Origin of the sequence: Campylobacter aviculae (genome assembly GCF_005406215.1) — a bacterium.
GTDB lineage: Bacteria > Campylobacterota > Campylobacteria > Campylobacterales > Campylobacteraceae > Campylobacter_D > Campylobacter_D aviculae.
Map to the genome: position 1 here is coordinate 71,629 of NZ_NXMA01000002.1, position 18,350 is coordinate 89,978.

Here is an 18,350-nt window from a genome sequence, read left to right on the forward strand (position 1 = left end):
TAATCTTAAAACAATGATTTTACAAAATTTATGTTAATCTAAAAAATAAATAGCATCTTGATTAAACGCAAGAAGAATTTCGTCATACAAATTTAAACCGCTTTGGCTAAATTGATCTTGATTTAAGCCAAATTCTAAAATTTTATCTTGAGTTTTAATACGTACAAAAACAAAATCTTTTCTAGTTCTTAAAGCTATAATTAAACATTTATCAATTATAAAATCAAAAGCATAATCTAAATTATCTTTTTCTTTTGCAAAAGAAATTTTATAAGGATTTATGGCTATTTTGCTTGAATTTTTTTTCATATAAGGGCTAAAATCCATAAAACGATCAAAATAAATTCCCTTATTTTCAAGATCAAAAACATTAGTATTTTCAAATTCCAAAATTTCACCAGAATGCAAATAATATCTTTTTTGCGCTAAAGAATCTAAAAAAACTTTATCATGACTTGCAATTAAAAAGCCACTATTGTAAGTTTTTTGCATAAATAAAATTGCTTTTTTAAACAAAATGGCTGTTTTTTGATCTAAAAAAGCGCTAGGCTCATCCAATAAATAATACTTCGCACGAACACTCAAAGCCAAAGCAAAGGCAAGTTTTTGACTTTGTCCTGAAGAAAGTTCATTGGGATGTTTTTTAAGTAAACTTTTATCAATCTCAAGCAAATTAAAAGTTTCATCGATACGATTTTGACTTTCTTTTAAATCGATTTTATAAGTTTTTAAAAGAAATAAAAAATTTTTTTCAATACTGCGATTGAGAAATATAGGTTCTGGAAAAAGAAGATAAATTTGACGCTTTTCATCTGAATTTAAATGCGTTTTTCCAAAATAAGAAATATTTTCAAAATCCCCTTCAAGAAATTTAAGTATTCTTAAAAGCGTGGATTTTCCACTCCCATTTAAACCCATTAAAATACTGATTTTGCTAGTATCTAAAACTAATTTTTTAATATTTAAAATATTTTTTTGATCATAGCTAAAGCTAAAATTATTAAGCTCTATCACTCAACGCCTTTTAAATTTATAAATGATGCAATTTAAAACAAAAGCAATTGAGATTAAAACCAAAGCAAGGGCAATACCACTGGCAAATTCGCCTTTATTGGTTTCTAAAGAAATTGCCGTTGTAATCGTTCTTGTATCGTATTTGATATTTCCACCTACTATCATAGCCACACCCACTTCAGCTACAATACGCCCATAAACTAAAGCTATAACACTGATAAGAGAAAACCTTAACTCATGGATGATAATCATGATAAGCTTTATAGAATTTAAATGAAACGATTTAATAAGCAATAATTGCTTTTTACTGATATTTTCAACTAAATTCGCAAAAAGAGCTATTGCTATAGGCAAGGCGAGTATAAATTGGCCTAAAATTAAAGCTTTTATGGTAAAAAGTAAGCCAAGCTCCCCTAAAGGCCCACGATTTGAGATCAAAGCGTATAAAATCAAACCCACCGCCACGGTTGGAAAAGAAAGGCTTGTATCGATCATAAGCCTTAAAAAACGTTTAAATTTAAAATTAAAAAATCCCAAAACAAAACCCAAAGGAAAGCCCACCACTAAAGCTAAAACTACAGATATACTAGAACTCAACATGGTTGTTTTTATGGCTGAAATCACACTATCATCAGCGTTTAATAACAATAATAAAGCTTGTTTAAAACCGTCAAAAATATATTCCAAATTCACAAGTCCAGAAAATAAATTAAGAAATTTTAGCATAATTTATGTTAAAATCTTTCTACATTATATTTTGTAAATTTTTTTAAAGGAAAAAGATGAAAAAAACGATATTTCTAGGATTGTTTTTGGCTTTAAACATTCAAGCAGCAGAATTAAGAATGGCAACCACAACAAGCACCGACAATACAGGCTTACTCGATGGCTTACAACCTCTTTATAAGCAAGAAACAGGCAATACTTTAAAATGGGTTGCTGTTGGCACAGGCGCAGCCTTGAAAATGGGTGAAGATTGTGATGCAGATGTGCTTTTTGTGCATTCTCCAAAGGCTGAAAAGGAATTCATCAAAAAAGGTTATGGAATTGATAGAACCCCTGTAATGTATAATGATTTTGTCATTATTGCGGATAAATCTTTAGCGCCAAAATTTAAGGGTAAAAATTTAGAAGAGAGTTTAAAACTTATAAGAGATGAAAAATTAACCTTTATTTCAAGAGGAGATAAATCAGGCACCGATAATAAAGAAAAAAGCTTGTGGAAAAGTATAGGCAAAGTTCCAGAAAAAGAAAGTTGGTATCAACAAAGCGGACAAGGAATGCTTGCAAGTATTAAAATCGCTGAAGAGAAAAAAGGAGTGATTTTAACCGATCGTGGCACTTATATCAAATATGAATTTAATGAAAAAGGAAAACCAAATTTGATCATCGTTAATGAAGGTGATGATAGATTGAAAAATTTTTATTCTGTAATCGCAGTAAATCCAAAACATTGTAAAAATGTTAATTACACTGAAGCAAAAAAATTCATCAATTGGCTTACAAGTGACGATACTTTAAGTTTTATTGGCGGATTTAAACTGCTTTATAAACCTTTATTTAAAGTAGATGCTAAAACAAGAAAAGAATAAAGCAGGAAATTTCCTGCTTTATTTAAAAACCTTTTTCAAATGTACTTCATAATCACTTAGGTATTTTTCAACTTGTGGATTTTTTATGACATCATTGCATATAAAAGTTTCTAAGGCTTTCATACCTAAAAATTCATGAGCTTTGTGCAAGTGCCAATACACCATATCCACGCCCTTACCCTCAAAAAACTCATTTTGATCATTAAAAGCTTCAATAGGTGCATTCCAAGTTAAGCTAAACATATATTTTTTATCTTTAACTAAACCACCTTTTCCATAATTTTTTGTAGGATTTTCATGACTTCTTCCATCGTTAGCATAAAGTTTGCCATGCCCTACAGTAAAAACTTCATCGATGTATTTTTTAACAATCCAAGGCTCACCCATCCACCAAGCTGGCATTTGATAAATAATAACATCAGATTTTAAAAATTTTTCCAATTCTTCTTGTGCATTATAACCTTTATCAATGTGCGTTTGTAAAATTTCAAATCCCAAATCACTTAAAATTTTAGCAGCATGATTGTGCAAAGTAAGATTAAGTTTGCCATTTGAATGTCCAAACTCCTTCGCTCCATTGAGTAATAATATCGTCTTCATCTTCACTCCTTTGATCAATTTTTGTGCTAAAATTATATTTTAACTATAAACAATAGTCAATACGAAAAATAAAGTAATATACTATACTAAAGGAGTGCGTTTGATGATAAAAGATGAAAATTGCAATTTCAATGAATGTGGATTTAATTATACTTTATCCCTTATTGAAGGTAAATACAAAATGAGTATTTTATACTGCCTTTTTCGCAATCAAGTGATAAGGTATAATGAATTAAAAAGAATTTTAAAGCCAATCTCTTTTAAAACACTCACCAACACTTTAAGGAGTTTAGAAAATGATAAACTCATTATACGCAAAGAATATCCTCAAATTCCCCCTAAAGTAGAATACAGCTTATCTAAACGCGGACAAAGTCTCATTCCTATCCTAAAAGCCATGTGCGAATGGGGCGAAAATCACAAAAAGGATAAATTATGATAGAACTTATCGGCGATATTAATTTACAAAATTACATGGGTGAATGGCTTGAAATTGCTAGAAAGCCTAATTTTTTTCAACGGGCTTGTCAAAGCTCAAAAGCCAAATATACATTAAAATATAAAGGTGAAACTCCTTATATAGAAATAGAAAATTTTTGCCAAAAAGAAAATGAAATTTCAAGCATCAAAGGTAAAGCGAAGCTAAATGCTAATCGAAAATTAGCTGTAAGCTTTAATTTTTTTATGAATCTTTTTAACAAAACCAATTATGAAATTATTTTCATCGATACAGAATATCAAGTGGCTATTGTCGGAAGTCCTGATAAAAAATATCTATGGATTTTAGCAAGAAAAAAATTAGATGAAAAAACCTTGCAAGAACTTTTAAAAATAGCCAAAGAAAGAAATTTTGATATCAGCGATCTGATTTTTGATCGCTGATTATTCTTTTGTCATATCGATTACATAACGGAATTTTGCTTTTCCAGAAGTTAAATTTTCATAAGCTTTATCGATTTCTTGCGGGCTGATTAGCTCGGTTTCTGGATAAATTTTATTTTTAAGTGAAAAATCAAGCATTTCTTGAGTTTCAGCTATTCCGCCTATTAAAGATCCATAAACCCTTTTACCTGCTTTATGGATTAAGGTATTGATTTGAATTCCTATTTTATACTCAACCGGCGGAAGTCCTACTATAGCTAATTCTCCTCCAAATTTAAGCAAATCAAGATAAACAGAAGGATCATAAGGTGTTGGAATAGTTGAAATGATCAAGTCAAAACGCTCTTTAACCGCATCTTTATCCGTGCTTGTATAAAAAGAACTTACACCCATTGCCAAAGCGTCACTTTTTTTATTTTCATTTCTCGCAAAAACACTCACTTTTGCACCCATTTTAATCGCATATTTTACTGCCATCATTCCAAGTCCGCCAAAACCTGCTATAGCCACCAAAGAACCTTCTTTGATTTTTGAAAATTTCAAAGGAGAATAAGTGGTGATACCCGCGCAAAGCAAAGGTGCAACCTTTTCAAGAGGTGCATCTTTAGGAACGCAAATGGCAAATTTTTCACTCACGACTATATTGTTAGAATATCCGCCATAAGTGATTTCATTATTATGAAAAATATCCTTACTATTATAAGTGTAAATTGTTTTTCCATTTTCGCAAAATTGCTCTTGAGAGCGTTTACAAGCTTCACATTCTCCGCAAGAATTGACCATACAACCCACACCCGCATAATCACTTACTTTAAATTTACTCACATTTTTACCCACTGCGATAACTTCTCCAGCGATCTCATGACCAGGAACACAAGGATAAGTAGTTGCTCCCCACTCACTTTTTGCAGTATGCACATCACTATGACAAATTCCCGCGTATAAAATTTTTATCAAAATATCATTATCGCCTATGGCATGACGAGAAAATTCAAAAGGGGTAAATTTTGCATCTTTACTAAGCATAGCATAACCTTTGCTATGAATTCTTCCATTGTCTAAAATTTTATAATTCATAACTTCTTCTCCTTGATTTTTATAAGACGTTAAGATATGATTCTATTCTAGCAAAAAATAAGTAAAATTTTTAATAATTTTTGATAAAATAGACCTTACTATAAAAAATAAAATTTAGGAGAAAAATTTGGCAAAAGATGATGTAATAGAAATTGATGGCACAGTACTTGAAGCATTACCTAATGCGAATTTTAAAGTAGAATTAGACAATAAACATGTCATTCTTTGTCACATTGCAGGAAAAATGCGTATGCATTATATAAGAATTATGCCTGGCGATAAAGTCAAAGTAGAACTTACCCCTTATAGTCTTGATAAAGGACGTATCACTTTTAGATATAAATAAGCTATTTAAAAGTTTTTTTTCGATAGAATTAGCGTTTTGCGATATTTGTATCGAACTATGAAAGAAGTATTTTTAAAATCCACCACTTATTTTAAAAATAGTTGGTTGTTCGTAAAACCTGATGCAGTCGCAAATTAAGTGGAATTTACTTAAACAAGGAGACGCTCATGAAAGTGAGACCATCTGTTAAAAAGATGTGCGACAAGTGCAAAGTAGTTCGCCGTAAAGGCGTAGTTCGCATTATTTGCGAAAATCCAAAACATAAACAAAGACAAGGATAAACATGGCTCGTATTGCAGGTGTTGATTTACCAAAGAAAAAAAGAATTGAGTATGGACTGACTTACATTTATGGTATAGGACTCTTTAGTTCAAGAAAAATTCTTGACAAGACAGGAATTTCTTATGATAAAAGAGTGCATGAACTTAGCGAAGATGAAGCAGCAGCAATCAGAAAAGAAATCCAAGAAAACTATATGGTTGAAGGGGATCTTAGAAAACAAGTTGCTATGGATATCAAAGCTCTTATGGATTTGGGAAGTTTTAGAGGTTTAAGACATAGAAAAGGCTTACCTGTTCGTGGTCAAAAAACAAAAACAAATGCTAGAACTCGCAAGGGTAAAAGAAAAACCGTTGGTGCAAAATCATAAGGATAAGAAATGGCTAAAAGAAAAATTGTAAAGAAAAAAGTAGTTAAAAAAAATATAGCAAAAGGTATTGTATATATCAGTGCAACTTTTAACAATACTATGGTAACAGTAACTGATGAAATGGGAAATGCGATTGCTTGGAGCAGTGCGGGTGGTTTAGGATTTAAAGGTTCTAAAAAATCAACCCCTTATGCGGCACAACAAGCTGTAGAGGACGCTTTAAATAAAGCAAAAGAACACGGAATTAAAGAAGTAGGCATAAAAGTACAAGGACCAGGAAGCGGTAGAGAAACTGCTGTAAAAAGTGTAGGTGCTATGGAAGGAATCAAAGTTACTTTCTTAAAAGATATTACTCCATTAGCTCACAATGGTTGTAGACCGCCTAAGCGTCGTCGTGTCTAAAATATAAGAAAAATTTAGGAGATTATTATGGCAAGATATAGAGGACCAGTAGAAAAATTAGAAAGACGCTTTGGTGTTAGCTTGGCATTAAAAGGAGAAAGAAGATTAGCAGGAAAAAGTGCATTAGACAAACGCCCTTATGCACCAGGACAACACGGAGCAAGAAAAGGTAAAATTAGCGAATATGGACTTCAATTAAGAGAAAAACAAAAAGCTAAATTTATGTATGGAGTGAGTGAAAAGCAATTTAGAAGACTTTTCGCAGAAGCAGCTAGAAAAGATGGTAATACAGGGGTTTTACTCATCCAACTTTTAGAGCAAAGATTGGATAATGTGGTTTATAGAATGGGATTTGCAACCACTCGTCGTTTTGCAAGACAACTTGTAACTCACGGACACATTTTGGTTAATGGCAGAAGAGTGGATATTCCAAGCTTTAGAGTAGAAGCAGGTGCTAAAATCGAAATCATCGAAAAAAGCAAAAACAATCCTCAAATCACAAGAGCGATAGATCTTACAGCACAAACTGGAATCGTTGCTTGGGTTGATGTAGAAAAAGATAAGAGATTTGGAATTTTTACAAGAAAACCTGAAAGAGAAGAAGTTGTCATTCCGGTAGAGGAAAGATTTATTGTTGAGCTTTACTCTAAGTAATAGGGGCTAAATATGAGAAAAATTACAACATCTGCTTATACGCCAACAGAATTTACGATAGAAAATATTAGTGATACCGTGGCTAAAATCAGTGCTTGGCCTTTTGAAATTGGCTATGGAATCACTTTAGCACATCCTTTGCGTCGCTTACTTTATACAAGCACCATAGGCTATGCTCCAACTGCCATTCACATAGATGGAATATCTCATGAATTTGATAGTATGCGTGGTATGTTTGAAGATATAGCACTTTTCATTATCAATCTTAAAAAATTACGTTTTAAACTTAAAAGTAATGCTGATAAAGAAGTGGTAGAATTTAGCTTCAAGGGTCCTAAAGAAATTCATGGAAAAGATTTAAATAACAATCAAGTTGAAGTAGTAAATACTGATGCGTATTTGGCAACCATCAATGAAGATGCTGAACTTAAATTCACATTAATTATTGAAAAAGGTATTGGTTATGTACCGAGTGAAGAAATAAAAGAACTCTTAGACGATCCAAAATTTATAGCATTAGATGCCTTCTTCACACCAGTAAGAGAAGCGACTTATGATATTGAGAAAGTTTTATTTGAAGATAATCCCGACTATGAAAAAGTTGTTTTAACTATCACTACAGATGGGCAAATCACTCCAAATGAAGCTTTTCAAAATGCCTTAGAAGCTATGTATAAACAATTATCAGTATTTGATAAGATTACTAATGTTAGAAGCATGATTAAAAATCAAGCCACTAGCAATGAATTAGAAAATACTAAATTATTACAAAACATTACCGATTTAAATTTAAGTGCGAGAAGTTATAATTGTCTTGAAAAAGCAGGAGTTGTCTATATAGGTGAACTCGCTTTAATGAGCGTAAATGAACTTGCAGGACTTAAGAATTTAGGTAAAAAATCACTTGATGAAATTAAAAACATTATGGAAAGTATAGGTTTTCCTGTAGGAACTTCGAAATTAAGTGATAATAGGGACATATTAAGCAAAAAAATTGCTGAATTAAAAGCACAAAATGAAGGATAAAAAATGAGACATAAACACGGATATAGAAAACTTGGCAGAACTTCATCTCATCGTGCTGCTTTGTTAAAAAATTTAACGATAGCTTTAGTTAATAGCGGTAAAATAGAAACAACTTTACCAAAGGCTAAAGAATTAAGAGGGTATATAGAAAGACTTATCACTAGAGCAAGATTAGGTGATTTTAACGCACATAGAGTCGTTTTTGCTTCATTACAAGATAAAAATGCTACCAATAAGTTAGTAACAGAAATCGCTCCAAAATTTAAAGAAAGAAATGGTGGTTACACTAGAATTATCAAAACAAGAATTCGTCGTGGCGATGCTGCTGAAATGGCTTTTATTGAATTTGTAGCTTAATAAAATCCTAGCTTATGCTAGGATTTACTTCCTATCTAAAAAAACAATCCAAAATATTTTTTATTGTTAGAAAATCCCAAGCTAAGCTTGAGAATTTATCTTAATGTAAAGCTTCGTTAAGTTTGACTGCTTTTTTATTTAAAGCAACAATCATAACTCCGGTTGTAGAGTCTTGACGGAAATGAAGTCCGTTTAAGCCTTGAAGTTCTAAACCTTTATAAATCTCTTTATCAAAAGTAAAATTTGGATTAAGTTTTGCGAGTTCTTGAGCATCTTTTAATAAAAATTTAGTTCCTTCTAGCACTGCAATTCCTGCATCAACGATACAATTATCACCCAAAGGAACGCCGGTAACAGAATTAGCGCCTAAAAGACAAGCTTTGCCTATGCTGATCGCATTTCCGCTTGTTCCGCTTAAAACTCCTAATATAGAAGCTCCTCCGCCTATATCAGATCCTTCTCCCACGACTACACTTGAACTTATGCGACCCTCTACCATACAAGCTCCCGTTGTTCCTGCATTGAAATTCACATAAGAAGCGCCTGGCATAATCGTTGTTCCCGCTGCCAAAGAAGCACCCATTCTTACCTTTGAACTTTCTAAAATTCTTGTATTATCTTCAGGTATGATATGCGCTAAAAATCTTGGGAATTTATCAACAAAATCAATTTTTGGATATTGATTAGTCATCTTGAAACGCATTTCATTTTCTCTTAAATAATCAAGCTCTATAGGCTTATCATCACTCCAAGCAACATTGCTTAAAAGTCCAAAGGCGCCATTTAGATTGATACTTCTTAAAGGCACTTTTTTTGTAGAAAGCAAATAAAGTTTAAGATAAACGCTTTCAACACTTAAAGGTTCTTTATCTTCAAAAAGACATACAAAAGCAAATTCATCGTCTTTAAATTTTTCCTTAATCAACTTTAATAAATCGATATTTTTATGCCCTTCTTCTTCTAAAAAAGGTTTAAAACAAGATAAAGCAAAATCGATATCTTCTAGTTTTAAAACCTGTGTGAATTCGCTTTTATTAAAATCAACTTCAATACCCCTTTGCATAAAAGCTTCAAGCATAATCGTTGCTGAAGCAAAATTTTGCTCGTAATTAATCAAAGCAAAACTTGCTTGTAAAATTTTATTTTTATTGATTTGTCCTCTATCAAGCCTTGCTATACCAAAGGCTTTAGGAGTTCTATAGCCACTTTTTTGCTCAATTTGTTTGATTAAAAGTAAAAAATCTTCCTTGGTATTTATAGACATTTGATTCCTTTTTTTATTTTTAATGATTATATCAAAATAAAACTTGAATTCTTATTTTACAATAATTCGATTAAAGTAATTTTTACTACTTAAACAAACTGCTCAAATGCAAATGATATATGGTAGGTTTGCTTACTATGACTTGGCAACACAATATCACCAAAATTTTCATGATGGATTGCATCTGGTAAAATCTGTGCTTCTAAAGCAATTCCTTCATTTTTATTAGCCAAATTACCCTTATCTCGACTGAATGAAATATTTTGCCCTTCAATATTTTCAGGGGTATAAACAACAAGTCCATTACGATCAGAATACACGATAATCTGACGCTTACTTTCCTTATCTCTTAAAATAGCAACCGCTTTAGTCTTATAACCGGATTGATTGACAACATACGCTGTATCTAATCCACGAACTTCCTTAAGCACGGATTCTACATTTTTAAAATGGCGAAAATCATAAGGTGTGTTATCAACAGTGATGAATTTTCCAGTAGGGATTAAATGTTCATCGGTTTCTAAAATATGATCACTATTGATTTGTAATTCATGCGTTGTCAAATCACGATGATTGCTTAAGTTAAAATAAACATGGCACGTTGGATTAAACAAAGTATCTTCTTTGCCACTTGTCGCACTATATGCAATGCTTACTTTATTTTGATTGTCTAAAGTATAAACAATACTAGCTTGTATCTCTCCAAAAAAGCCGTCCATACTTTCATCGATCTTTTTTTGAAAAGTCACACTCATCCCATTTTCATCAACTGAAGTTGAATAATCCCAATTCCAAGTTGAAAAGCCATGTGGGCCCCCATGAAGAGTATTGCCATGATCATTTTGTGGTAATTTATAATGCTTTGCATTTAAATCATATGATGCGTTTTTGATTCTTCCAGCAACCCTACCGATTGATTTACAAATATTTTGAGGATTTGAGTAATAATCGTTGATATCATCAAAACTCAATAATAAATTTTGATGATCCCCGTTCTTAGTGGGAACTAAAAATTGATGCCAAATCGCTCCCATTGTGAGGCAGGAAATTTCTACATTATTATCATTGATTAATCGAATTCGTGTAACTTTTTCATTGTTATAATCACCAAATGCTTCTTGCAATATTTTCATTTTAATCCTTTCAAAAGTAAAGCGTCTTTCTACCTAAACATTTTAGAGACTATACCAAAATCAATCATATAAAAGCCAATGATACAACTCGCCTATAGCTACCTACCAAACAATGATTTCGCTGTTATATAACTTTCAATCTATATTCACACAATTAAAGTTTATTTTTTGTTATATTTAAAAATCAAAATTTTAAATTTCACTCAATGAAACCAAAACTCAAATTTTTCTTAATGCGAACAAGCGCTTTTTCCATTCATGATAGGTTGGATTGCAGAATTATCTGCTCCCCCTTCATTATTGATCTTTTCTATAAAATTCCAAATTTTTTCAGCTGCTATTAAATAACGCTTTGAACTCACGCTCTCAGGATGATAAAAACTCACCGGTTTTCCTTCATCTCCACCTTCCCTAACAATCATTTCAATAGGAATTTGTGCCAAAACTTCGCTTTTGTAAGCCTTAGCCATTTCTTCGGTAGTTCCCTTACCAAAAATATCATATTCTTTGCCATTATCAGGACATAAAAACCCACTCATATTTTCTACAATACCTGCGATTGGAATGTGAAGTTTATCAAACATATCAAGTGCTCTTTTGCTATCATCTAAAGAAACGGTTTGTGGAGTGCTTACACATACACCTGCAGTGATTGGGATGCTTTGTGCGGAAGTGATTTGCGCATCACCTGTTCCTGGAGGCATATCTAAAAATAAAACATCAAGTTCAGGCCAAATCACATCAGCAAGTAATTGCTCCATAGCTTTCATAATCATCGCTCCACGCCACATAAGTCCTTGCCCTTCCTCGATCAAAACTCCCATACTCATCATATAAACTCCATGAGTTAAAATAGGTTTTAGCCTTTGTCCAACCACTTCAGGTTGAGTTTTAGTTTCCCCGAGCATTCTTGGGATATTTGGTCCATAAATATCCGCATCCAAAATTCCTACTTTTTTACCCATTTTTGCCATAGAAATAGCTAAATTTACAGTTGTAGTTGATTTACCTACACCACCTTTACCGCTTGAAATCATGATGAAATTTTTTACTTGAGGAACGATATTTTTACCACTTCTTGAATTGCTTTTTTCATCAGGAATTTTTGGGGTAATGATATTGATTTCTATATTTTTAAAATTTAAAGATGATAAAACTTCACTAACATTTTTGCGAAGTTCATTAGAGACTTCAGGATTAGATGAGGCGATTTCGATATTGATAAAAGCTTCATTATTTTCTACTTTAACTTCTTTTACAAAATTAAAACTGACTATATCTTTTTCAAAACTAGGATATTTAACGCTTTTGAGTTTTTCTAAAATTTGTTCTTTCATAATTCTAACTTTCCTTAAAAAATTAAAAAATTATTTTACTCATAAAAATCTAAAATTTAGCTTTTTGTAAGTGTATAATATGGTAACATTATATTAGCTTATTTTATATAAAAATTACAAAATTTTGCAAGGAATGAAAAGTGCAAGAATTAAGTCTAATTATGCTAGCAGCTGGAAATTCTACACGTTTAAATATGGAAGTTAAAAAGCAATTTTTACGTATAGGAGAAGATCCCTTATGGCTTTATGCGACAAAAAATTTAAGTTCTTTTTATCCATTTAAAAAAATAATTGTTACTTCTGGTAATGTTTCTTATATGAAAAAATTTACAAAAAACTATGAAATCATAGAAGGTGGAGACTCAAGAGCACAATCTTTAAAAAAAGCCTTGGAATTAGTCGAAACAGAATTTGTTATGGTTAGTGATGTCGCAAGAGTTTTTATCAGCAAAAATTTATTCGAACGTTTGCTTGAAAATATCGATAAAGCAGATTGCATCACTCCTGCTTTAAAGGTTTGTGATACCACGCTTTTTGATGGACAGGCCGTACAAAGAGAAAAAATAAAACTGATTCAAACACCGCAAATTTCACGTACAAATTTACTCAAAAAAGCTTTGGAACAAAATTCTGATTTTACAGATGATAGCACTGCCATTGCAGCTGTAGGCGGGAAAATTTGGTTTATAGAAGGCGAGGAAAATGCTAGAAAACTAACCTTCAAAGAAGATTTGATTAAATTAAATCTTCCTAAACCTAGTTGTGAAATTTTTTGCGGAAATGGTTTTGATGTCCATGAATTTGGCCAAACAAGACCTTTGATTTTGGGTGGTATCGAAATTCATCCTAGCATGGGCTTAAAAGCACATTCAGATGGCGATGTTTTAGCGCATTCTTTAACCGATGCGATTTTAGGTGCTGCTAGTTTAGGCGATATAGGCGAACTTTATCCCGATACAGATATGAAATTTAAAAATGCTAATTCTATGGAACTTTTAAAAAAAGCTTATCAAAAAGTCAAAGAAGTCGGCTTTGAGCTTATAAATGCTGATATTTGCGTTATCGCAGAAACTCCAAAACTACACAAATTTAAAGAAGAAATTAGAGCCAACATAGCCTCAACCCTTAATATCAGCGAACACAGGATCAATGTAAAAGCCACCACTACAGAACAATTAGGCTTCATCGGCCGTAAAGAAGGTATAGCGGTTTTAAGTAATGTGAATTTGAAATATTTTGATTGGACAAAATTATGAAAGTTTTAATCATAGAAAATGAAATTTATTTAGCTCAAAGCATTAATGTAAAACTAAATAGTGCTGGATATCATTGCACGATTATAAATTCATTTGACGAATATAGCAATGAAAAGCATTATGATATTATATTGCTTTCTACTAATACAAGTAATTTTTTAAAGGCTGTGGAACATTTTAAACACAACATTATCATCTTATTAATTTCTTATATTAGCACCGATACGGTTTCAAACCCTTTAAAAATGGGTGCGAACGATTACATACAAAAACCTTTTATGATAGAAGAGCTTATAAGAAAAATCAAACATCATCAAGATTTTAGGAAATTTTCTATACTGAATAAATCTTATGAGAATTATATAAAATCTCGATTAAAAATGATTAAAATTCCAGAATATAATTATAAAAAATTAAAGCTTCCCATCATTTTAAAATCCAATATCCAAAGTTCTGCTGATGCATTTGTTTTTAAATATCTGAATGAATGCAATATAATGCTTTTATATATTGATTTAACTATAGCAAACTCTGTTGAAAAAGCTATCAAATCTTATATGGATAATACCTTATTATTTTTAAGCAATTTACAAATCCTAAAACCTTTAGAAAAAGAAAAATTATTTGATTTTATAAAAAATAAGAGTGTGATTTTGCATACGAATTCTAATATAGAAAATACAAAATTTCATTGTATTAATCTCAATGATAGCGAAAAAGATACAATAAGTAATGAAATTTTAACGCTAGATGAATATGCAAAATACATAATTTTGAAATACCAAAATACCTTTTCCGATACTGATCTTTCTAAAAAATTGGGGATCTCTCGTAAATCCTTATGGCAAAAAAGGAAAAAATATGATCTTAAGAAAAAATAAAAATATTGTTATCAATAAAAATGAACTAGGAATTCTTTCTCTTATCCAAGAAGGACTATTAGGAACTTGTACTCATTTGATGGATGAAAATGAAAATAGAGAAATTTTAAAAACTGGAAAATTTAAAGGCGAAAGTTTTCCTTATCCTTTAATTTTTTCTCCAAAAAATGCTAAAAATCTAAAAATAGGAAACAAAATAGAACTCCTTTTAAATGGAAAAATCGTGGGGCATATTGATTTAAAAAAGAAATTTAAAAATGATAAAAATTTCTCTAGTATTTTTAGATCCCATACTTGCTCTTTAGAAAACAATGGAGAAATTTGTATTAGTGGAGAAATAGAAATTTATAATTCTTCCATAAAAACAATAAAAGAAAATTTTAAACTTGTAAAAGAAAATCTTAATGCTCAAAAAATCACAGCTTTAGTTACAAGTCTTGATCCTTTACACAGAGCCCATGAAAGGATGCTTCGTTGGACTATAGATAAAGCGGATTTGGTTGTTATATTTTTAGTAGAATCTTTTGATAATGATGGCTTTGATTTTGATTTAAAAGAAAAATATTTGAAAAAATTTATTCAAAAGTATCTACCGCCAGATAGAATTTTTATTTTTCCTCTAAAAAATATTGATCTTTTTCATTCACACTTAAATCCAGGACTTGAAAGCATCATAGCTAAAAATCTTGGTTGTACTAAACTTGTAGTGGGACAAAATCACACTGGACTTGGAATGTTTTATGATGGAAATCAGCCAAAAACAATATTAGACGAGTTTTCAAAGGATTATGGTATAGAAGTGATTGTTTTACCTGAATTTGTATTTTGTGATATATGTCGTATGATAGTAAGTACTCGTTCTTGTCCGCATGGAAGTCATCATCATTTACATTATAATTCCCAATCTTTAAAAAATTTATTAAGATCAGGAATTATTCCACCAGCAGTTTTTATGCGAAAAGAAATTTCTAGTATGATTTTATCCTCTATTTTTCCAAATCGTTTTAAAAATTTACAAAAAATGTATAATGATCTTTTTGCTACAGATGGTATTTTAGAATATAAAAAAGATGAAGAATTTTATCAAAAGCTTTTAGAAACACATCAAATGTCTTATATAGTTTAAAAGGTAAAAAATGCAAAAAATTTTCTTAACTTTTTTTTATTCAGGTTGCTCTCCCAAAGCACCAGGAACTTTTGGAACCATTGCTGCTTTAATTCCTGCTTTTTTCATCTTAAAATATTTAGAGATTACAACCTTATTATTGTTAAGTTTTTTAATTTTTATTATAAGCATACGCATTATAGACGATTATGAAAACAAAACAGGAATTCATGACGATAAGCATATAGTGATTGATGAAGTTGCTGGGGTATTTTTAGCTTGTGCAATTGCGGCAAGTAGTGCAAATTCTTTGCTTAATTTTCTAATGGCTTTTATATTTTTTCGTTTTTTTGATATCACTAAACCTTCTATTATAGGAAAGATTGATAAAAAGGTTAAGGGCGGCTTGGGCGTAATGCTAGATGATATGTTAGCGGGTTTATTTGCAGGACTTTTAAGTGCGGTAATTTACGGAATTTTGCTTCAATTTAATCTTGTAACTTGGGATATAAATTTAAAAAATTTATTTTGAAATTTTACTTAAATTAATGAAATTTTAAATTTTATTCCTATATAATTAACCCTTAAAATTTCAAAAAAGGAACATTTAATGGCAAACCATAAATCTGCTGAAAAAAGGGCAAGACAAACTATTAAAAAAACAGAAAGAAATAGATTTTATAGAACAAGACTTAAAAATATCACAAAAGCTGTAAGAGAAGCAGCTGCAAAAAATGATAAAAATGCCGCAAATGAAGCTTTTAAAATAGCTAATAAAAGTATTCATGCTATGGTTAGTCGCGGTTTTCTTAAAAAACAAACTGCTTCACGTCGCGTGAGCCGTTTAGCTCTTTTAGTAAATAAAATTGCATAATTTTATTTTTAATGTTAGCTGATAAATTAGAACCTTTTTTAAAACGCTACGAAGAGTTAAATTCTCTTCTTAGCGACTCTGATATCATCAATGATATTGAAAAAATGACTTCTCTTTCAAAAGAACAAAAAAATTTAGAACCTATTGTATCAAAAGCCAAAGAGTATTTAAAAACTTTAGAAAGCATAGAAGAAAACAAAGCTTTACTTAATGATTATGAACTTGGAGAACTTGCTAAAGAAGAATTAAAAATTTTAGAAGAGTTAAAACCAAAGCTTGAAGAAGAACTTAAAATTTTACTTTTGCCTAAAGATCCTAATGATGAGAGAAATATTTTTTTAGAAATTCGTGCAGGCACTGGCGGAGATGAAGCTTCTTTATTTGTGGGAGATCTTGTAAAAGCTTATGCAAGATATGCGGAAAATCGTAATTATAAATTAGAAATAGTCAGCTCTAGTGAAGGAAGTGTGGGAGGATTTAAAGAAATTATAATGCTAGTTAAAGGTATAGGAGCTTATTCTAGACTTAAATACGAAGGGGGTACTCATAGAGTCCAAAGAGTTCCCCAAACAGAATCTCAAGGAAGGGTCCATACCTCAGCCATTACTGTAGCCGTTATGCCAGAAGTTGATGATATTGAAATACAGATTAACCCTAACGATTTAAAAATCGATGTTATGCGTTCTTCAGGACACGGCGGACAAAGTGTTAATACCACTGATTCAGCTGTTCGTATCACTCACATCCCTACTGGCATAGTTGTTGTCAATCAAGATGGAAAAAGTCAGCATAAAAATAAAGAAAGTGCAATGAAAGTTTTAAAAGCTAGACTCTATGAAATGCAAGAAAGCGAAAGACTGGCAAAAGAAAGTGAAGCGAGAAAATCTCAAGTAGGGAGTGGAGATAGAAGCGAACGCATACGCACTTATAATTTTCCTCAAAATCGCATCAGCGATCATCGCATCAATTTGACTTTATATCGCTTGGATTCTATTATGCAAGATGGACTTTTTGATGAAATCATCGAACCTTTAATTGCTCATTATCAAGCAGAATCTTTACAAGAGCAAAATTTATAAATTGCTCTTGTATAAAGTTAGTGTTTATGTGGGAATTTGTGTGGATTTCCATTTGCTCCTGCACTTGCATGGGTAATTTTACCTTGATCAATATCATATGCTTGTCCAAAACCTTTGACAAAGCGTCCTTTTCCAAATTCAAGCTTAACCAAATGAAAATCAAGCATTTTTCTTATAGTTTTTATACCGCCTTCTCCGCCGGTTTGCCTTTCAAATTCATCATAGATTTTATCAAATTGTTCTCCTCTGTCTATAAAACTTGCATTAACTCTATAACGCAATCTTTTACGAAGTATTACAGAAGCCGCCTTGCTTTCATCTTCTAAAAACATAACTTCTATGTTATTTGGATTTTTCTTAATATTGCCAAAATGTTCACTAACTTCACTGATATAGATATAATCTCCCCAATTTGTGGTTACAAAAGGCGCATAAGAACATACAACCTCATTGTTTTCATTTAATGTTGCTAAGCATACAGAATTAAAACTTAATTTAAATTCTTCAATTTCTTTACCAACTCCGTGAAAATTTTCTTCTGCTTTCGCACTCATACAAAGAGATATTATAGTATCTTTTAATGTTTCCTCATTGGCTTTTTTTGGAAATTCTACGCGCAAATTTTCGCTACCATTATAAACTATATCTAAACCTGTAAAATCAACACTTTGCAATCTTACATCTTTTGGATCTTGTATGCCACCAAATTTTTTACATAGATCAATCAAATTTGATTGATGGTGTTCATTCATATGGGAAATAATACTTTCTAAATTCATTTTATTCCTTTTTTTCATAAAAATTTTTATTTAAACATAAAAA

At 31.1% G+C, this 18,350-nt stretch carries 24 protein-coding genes; 16 read left to right on the forward strand and 8 right to left on the reverse strand.

Annotation, left to right across the window (positions count from 1 at the left end):
• Window positions 1-33 precede the first annotated feature (33 nt).
• Entirely contained in the window at window positions 34-1,014 is a 981-nt protein-coding gene (gene tupC, locus CQA76_RS01185) for a tungstate ABC transporter ATP-binding protein TupC (protein WP_137621629.1), read from the reverse strand.
• On the reverse strand, window positions 1,015-1,701 hold the full coding sequence (gene tupB / locus CQA76_RS01190; RefSeq protein WP_170999698.1) for a tungstate ABC transporter permease TupB: 687 nt from the start codon (window positions 1,699-1,701) through the stop codon (window positions 1,015-1,017). It abuts the gene before it with no gap.
• Window positions 1,702-1,796: 95 nt separating this feature from the next.
• On the opposite strand from tupB, the gene tupA reads away from it, so the two are divergent.
• Window positions 1,797-2,606, forward strand: coding sequence for a tungstate ABC transporter substrate-binding protein TupA (tupA, locus tag CQA76_RS01195; RefSeq protein ID WP_137621631.1), 810 nt, complete (start codon window positions 1,797-1,799; stop codon window positions 2,604-2,606).
• An 18-nt stretch (window positions 2,607-2,624) separates the two neighbouring features.
• Here tupA and CQA76_RS01200 read toward each other — a convergent pair whose 3' ends face one another.
• Window positions 2,625-3,206 carry an NAD(P)H-dependent oxidoreductase gene (locus tag CQA76_RS01200; protein WP_137621632.1) on the reverse strand — a complete coding sequence of 194 codons (582 nt, stop codon included), beginning with the start codon at window positions 3,204-3,206 and terminating at the stop codon, window positions 2,625-2,627.
• A gap of 103 nt (window positions 3,207-3,309) precedes the next feature.
• Here CQA76_RS01200 and rrpA point away from each other — a divergent pair, with 103 nt between their 5' ends.
• Together rrpA and CQA76_RS01210 are read left to right on the forward strand one after the other, a co-directional pair.
• Window positions 3,310-3,645 carry a MarR family transcription factor RrpA gene (rrpA, locus tag CQA76_RS01205; RefSeq protein WP_137621633.1) on the forward strand — a complete coding sequence of 112 codons (336 nt, stop codon included), beginning with the start codon at window positions 3,310-3,312 and terminating at the stop codon, window positions 3,643-3,645.
• Window positions 3,642-4,088 carry a lipocalin family protein gene (locus CQA76_RS01210; RefSeq protein ID WP_137621634.1) on the forward strand — a complete coding sequence of 149 codons (447 nt, stop codon included), beginning with the start codon at window positions 3,642-3,644 and terminating at the stop codon, window positions 4,086-4,088. Before rrpA ends, CQA76_RS01210 begins: the two co-directional genes overlap by 4 nt.
• On the opposite strand, the gene CQA76_RS01215 is transcribed toward CQA76_RS01210, so the two are convergent.
• The gene (locus CQA76_RS01215; protein WP_137621635.1) at window positions 4,089-5,165 is read right to left on the reverse strand and encodes an NAD(P)-dependent alcohol dehydrogenase; all 1,077 of its coding nucleotides are present in this window, start codon (window positions 5,163-5,165) and stop codon (window positions 4,089-4,091) included. It abuts the gene before it with no gap.
• 127 nt (window positions 5,166-5,292) lie between these two features.
• Here CQA76_RS01215 and infA point away from each other — a divergent pair, with 127 nt between their 5' ends.
• From infA to rplQ, 7 genes are all read left to right on the forward strand, one after another.
• The gene (gene infA, locus CQA76_RS01220; RefSeq protein ID WP_002781436.1) at window positions 5,293-5,511 is read left to right on the forward strand and encodes a translation initiation factor IF-1; all 219 of its coding nucleotides are present in this window, start codon (window positions 5,293-5,295) and stop codon (window positions 5,509-5,511) included.
• Window positions 5,512-5,678: 167 nt separating this feature from the next.
• Complete coding sequence (gene rpmJ, locus CQA76_RS01225; protein ID WP_002781429.1) at window positions 5,679-5,792, forward strand: 50S ribosomal protein L36; 114 nt, start codon at window positions 5,679-5,681, stop codon at window positions 5,790-5,792.
• 2 nt (window positions 5,793-5,794) lie between these two features.
• The gene (gene rpsM, locus CQA76_RS01230) at window positions 5,795-6,160 is read left to right on the forward strand and encodes a 30S ribosomal protein S13 (RefSeq protein ID WP_137621636.1); all 366 of its coding nucleotides are present in this window, start codon (window positions 5,795-5,797) and stop codon (window positions 6,158-6,160) included.
• Window positions 6,161-6,169: 9 nt separating this feature from the next.
• Window positions 6,170-6,562, forward strand: a complete 393-nt coding sequence (gene rpsK, locus CQA76_RS01235; protein ID WP_002779544.1) for a 30S ribosomal protein S11 — start codon at window positions 6,170-6,172, stop codon at window positions 6,560-6,562.
• A 27-nt stretch (window positions 6,563-6,589) separates the two neighbouring features.
• Window positions 6,590-7,216 (forward strand): 30S ribosomal protein S4, encoded by a 627-nt coding sequence (gene rpsD, locus CQA76_RS01240; RefSeq protein ID WP_137621637.1) that lies wholly within the window; start codon window positions 6,590-6,592, stop codon window positions 7,214-7,216.
• Window positions 7,217-7,228: 12 nt separating this feature from the next.
• Complete coding sequence (locus CQA76_RS01245) at window positions 7,229-8,242, forward strand: DNA-directed RNA polymerase subunit alpha (RefSeq protein ID WP_137621638.1); 1,014 nt, start codon at window positions 7,229-7,231, stop codon at window positions 8,240-8,242.
• Between the two features lie 3 nt (window positions 8,243-8,245).
• Window positions 8,246-8,599 carry a 50S ribosomal protein L17 gene (gene rplQ / locus CQA76_RS01250; protein WP_137621639.1) on the forward strand — a complete coding sequence of 118 codons (354 nt, stop codon included), beginning with the start codon at window positions 8,246-8,248 and terminating at the stop codon, window positions 8,597-8,599.
• A gap of 100 nt (window positions 8,600-8,699) precedes the next feature.
• Here rplQ and CQA76_RS01255 read toward each other — a convergent pair whose 3' ends face one another.
• The 3 genes from CQA76_RS01255 to CQA76_RS01265 all read right to left on the reverse strand — a co-directional run bounded on the left by CQA76_RS01255 (window position 8,700) and on the right by CQA76_RS01265 (window position 12,333).
• Window positions 8,700-9,863 carry a tetrahydrodipicolinate N-succinyltransferase N-terminal domain-containing protein gene (locus tag CQA76_RS01255; RefSeq protein WP_137621640.1) on the reverse strand — a complete coding sequence of 388 codons (1,164 nt, stop codon included), beginning with the start codon at window positions 9,861-9,863 and terminating at the stop codon, window positions 8,700-8,702.
• Between the two features lie 89 nt (window positions 9,864-9,952).
• Window positions 9,953-10,996 (reverse strand): aldose epimerase family protein, encoded by a 1,044-nt coding sequence (locus CQA76_RS01260; protein WP_137621641.1) that lies wholly within the window; start codon window positions 10,994-10,996, stop codon window positions 9,953-9,955.
• Window positions 10,997-11,226: 230 nt separating this feature from the next.
• On the reverse strand, window positions 11,227-12,333 hold the full coding sequence (locus CQA76_RS01265; protein WP_137621642.1) for an Mrp/NBP35 family ATP-binding protein: 1,107 nt from the start codon (window positions 12,331-12,333) through the stop codon (window positions 11,227-11,229).
• A 140-nt stretch (window positions 12,334-12,473) separates the two neighbouring features.
• Between CQA76_RS01265 and CQA76_RS01270 the strand changes: the two genes are divergently transcribed.
• The 6 genes from CQA76_RS01270 (at window position 12,474) to prfA (ending at window position 17,528) form a co-directional block, all read left to right on the forward strand.
• Window positions 12,474-13,589, forward strand: a complete 1,116-nt coding sequence (locus CQA76_RS01270) for a bifunctional 2-C-methyl-D-erythritol 4-phosphate cytidylyltransferase/2-C-methyl-D-erythritol 2,4-cyclodiphosphate synthase (RefSeq protein ID WP_137621643.1) — start codon at window positions 12,474-12,476, stop codon at window positions 13,587-13,589.
• Window positions 13,586-14,470, forward strand: coding sequence for a DNA-binding transcriptional response regulator (locus tag CQA76_RS01275; protein ID WP_137621644.1), 885 nt, complete (start codon window positions 13,586-13,588; stop codon window positions 14,468-14,470). The genes CQA76_RS01270 and CQA76_RS01275 overlap by 4 nt, the downstream gene beginning before the upstream one ends.
• Window positions 14,451-15,596 carry a sulfate adenylyltransferase gene (locus CQA76_RS01280; protein WP_137621645.1) on the forward strand — a complete coding sequence of 382 codons (1,146 nt, stop codon included), beginning with the start codon at window positions 14,451-14,453 and terminating at the stop codon, window positions 15,594-15,596. The genes CQA76_RS01275 and CQA76_RS01280 overlap by 20 nt, the downstream gene beginning before the upstream one ends.
• Before the next feature lie 10 nt (window positions 15,597-15,606).
• A complete protein-coding gene (locus CQA76_RS01285) occupies window positions 15,607-16,107 on the forward strand; it encodes a phosphatidylglycerophosphatase A family protein (protein ID WP_137621646.1) in 501 nt (166 codons plus the stop codon).
• A 78-nt stretch (window positions 16,108-16,185) separates the two neighbouring features.
• Complete coding sequence (rpsT, locus tag CQA76_RS01290; protein ID WP_137621647.1) at window positions 16,186-16,449, forward strand: 30S ribosomal protein S20; 264 nt, start codon at window positions 16,186-16,188, stop codon at window positions 16,447-16,449.
• 11 nt (window positions 16,450-16,460) lie between these two features.
• Complete coding sequence (prfA, locus tag CQA76_RS01295) at window positions 16,461-17,528, forward strand: peptide chain release factor 1 (RefSeq protein WP_137621648.1); 1,068 nt, start codon at window positions 16,461-16,463, stop codon at window positions 17,526-17,528.
• Window positions 17,529-17,545: 17 nt separating this feature from the next.
• Here the strand turns inward: prfA and CQA76_RS01300 are convergent, their stop codons facing one another.
• Complete coding sequence (locus CQA76_RS01300; RefSeq protein ID WP_137621649.1) at window positions 17,546-18,307, reverse strand: HugZ family heme oxygenase; 762 nt, start codon at window positions 18,305-18,307, stop codon at window positions 17,546-17,548.
• Between the last annotated feature and the right edge of the window lie 43 nt (window positions 18,308-18,350).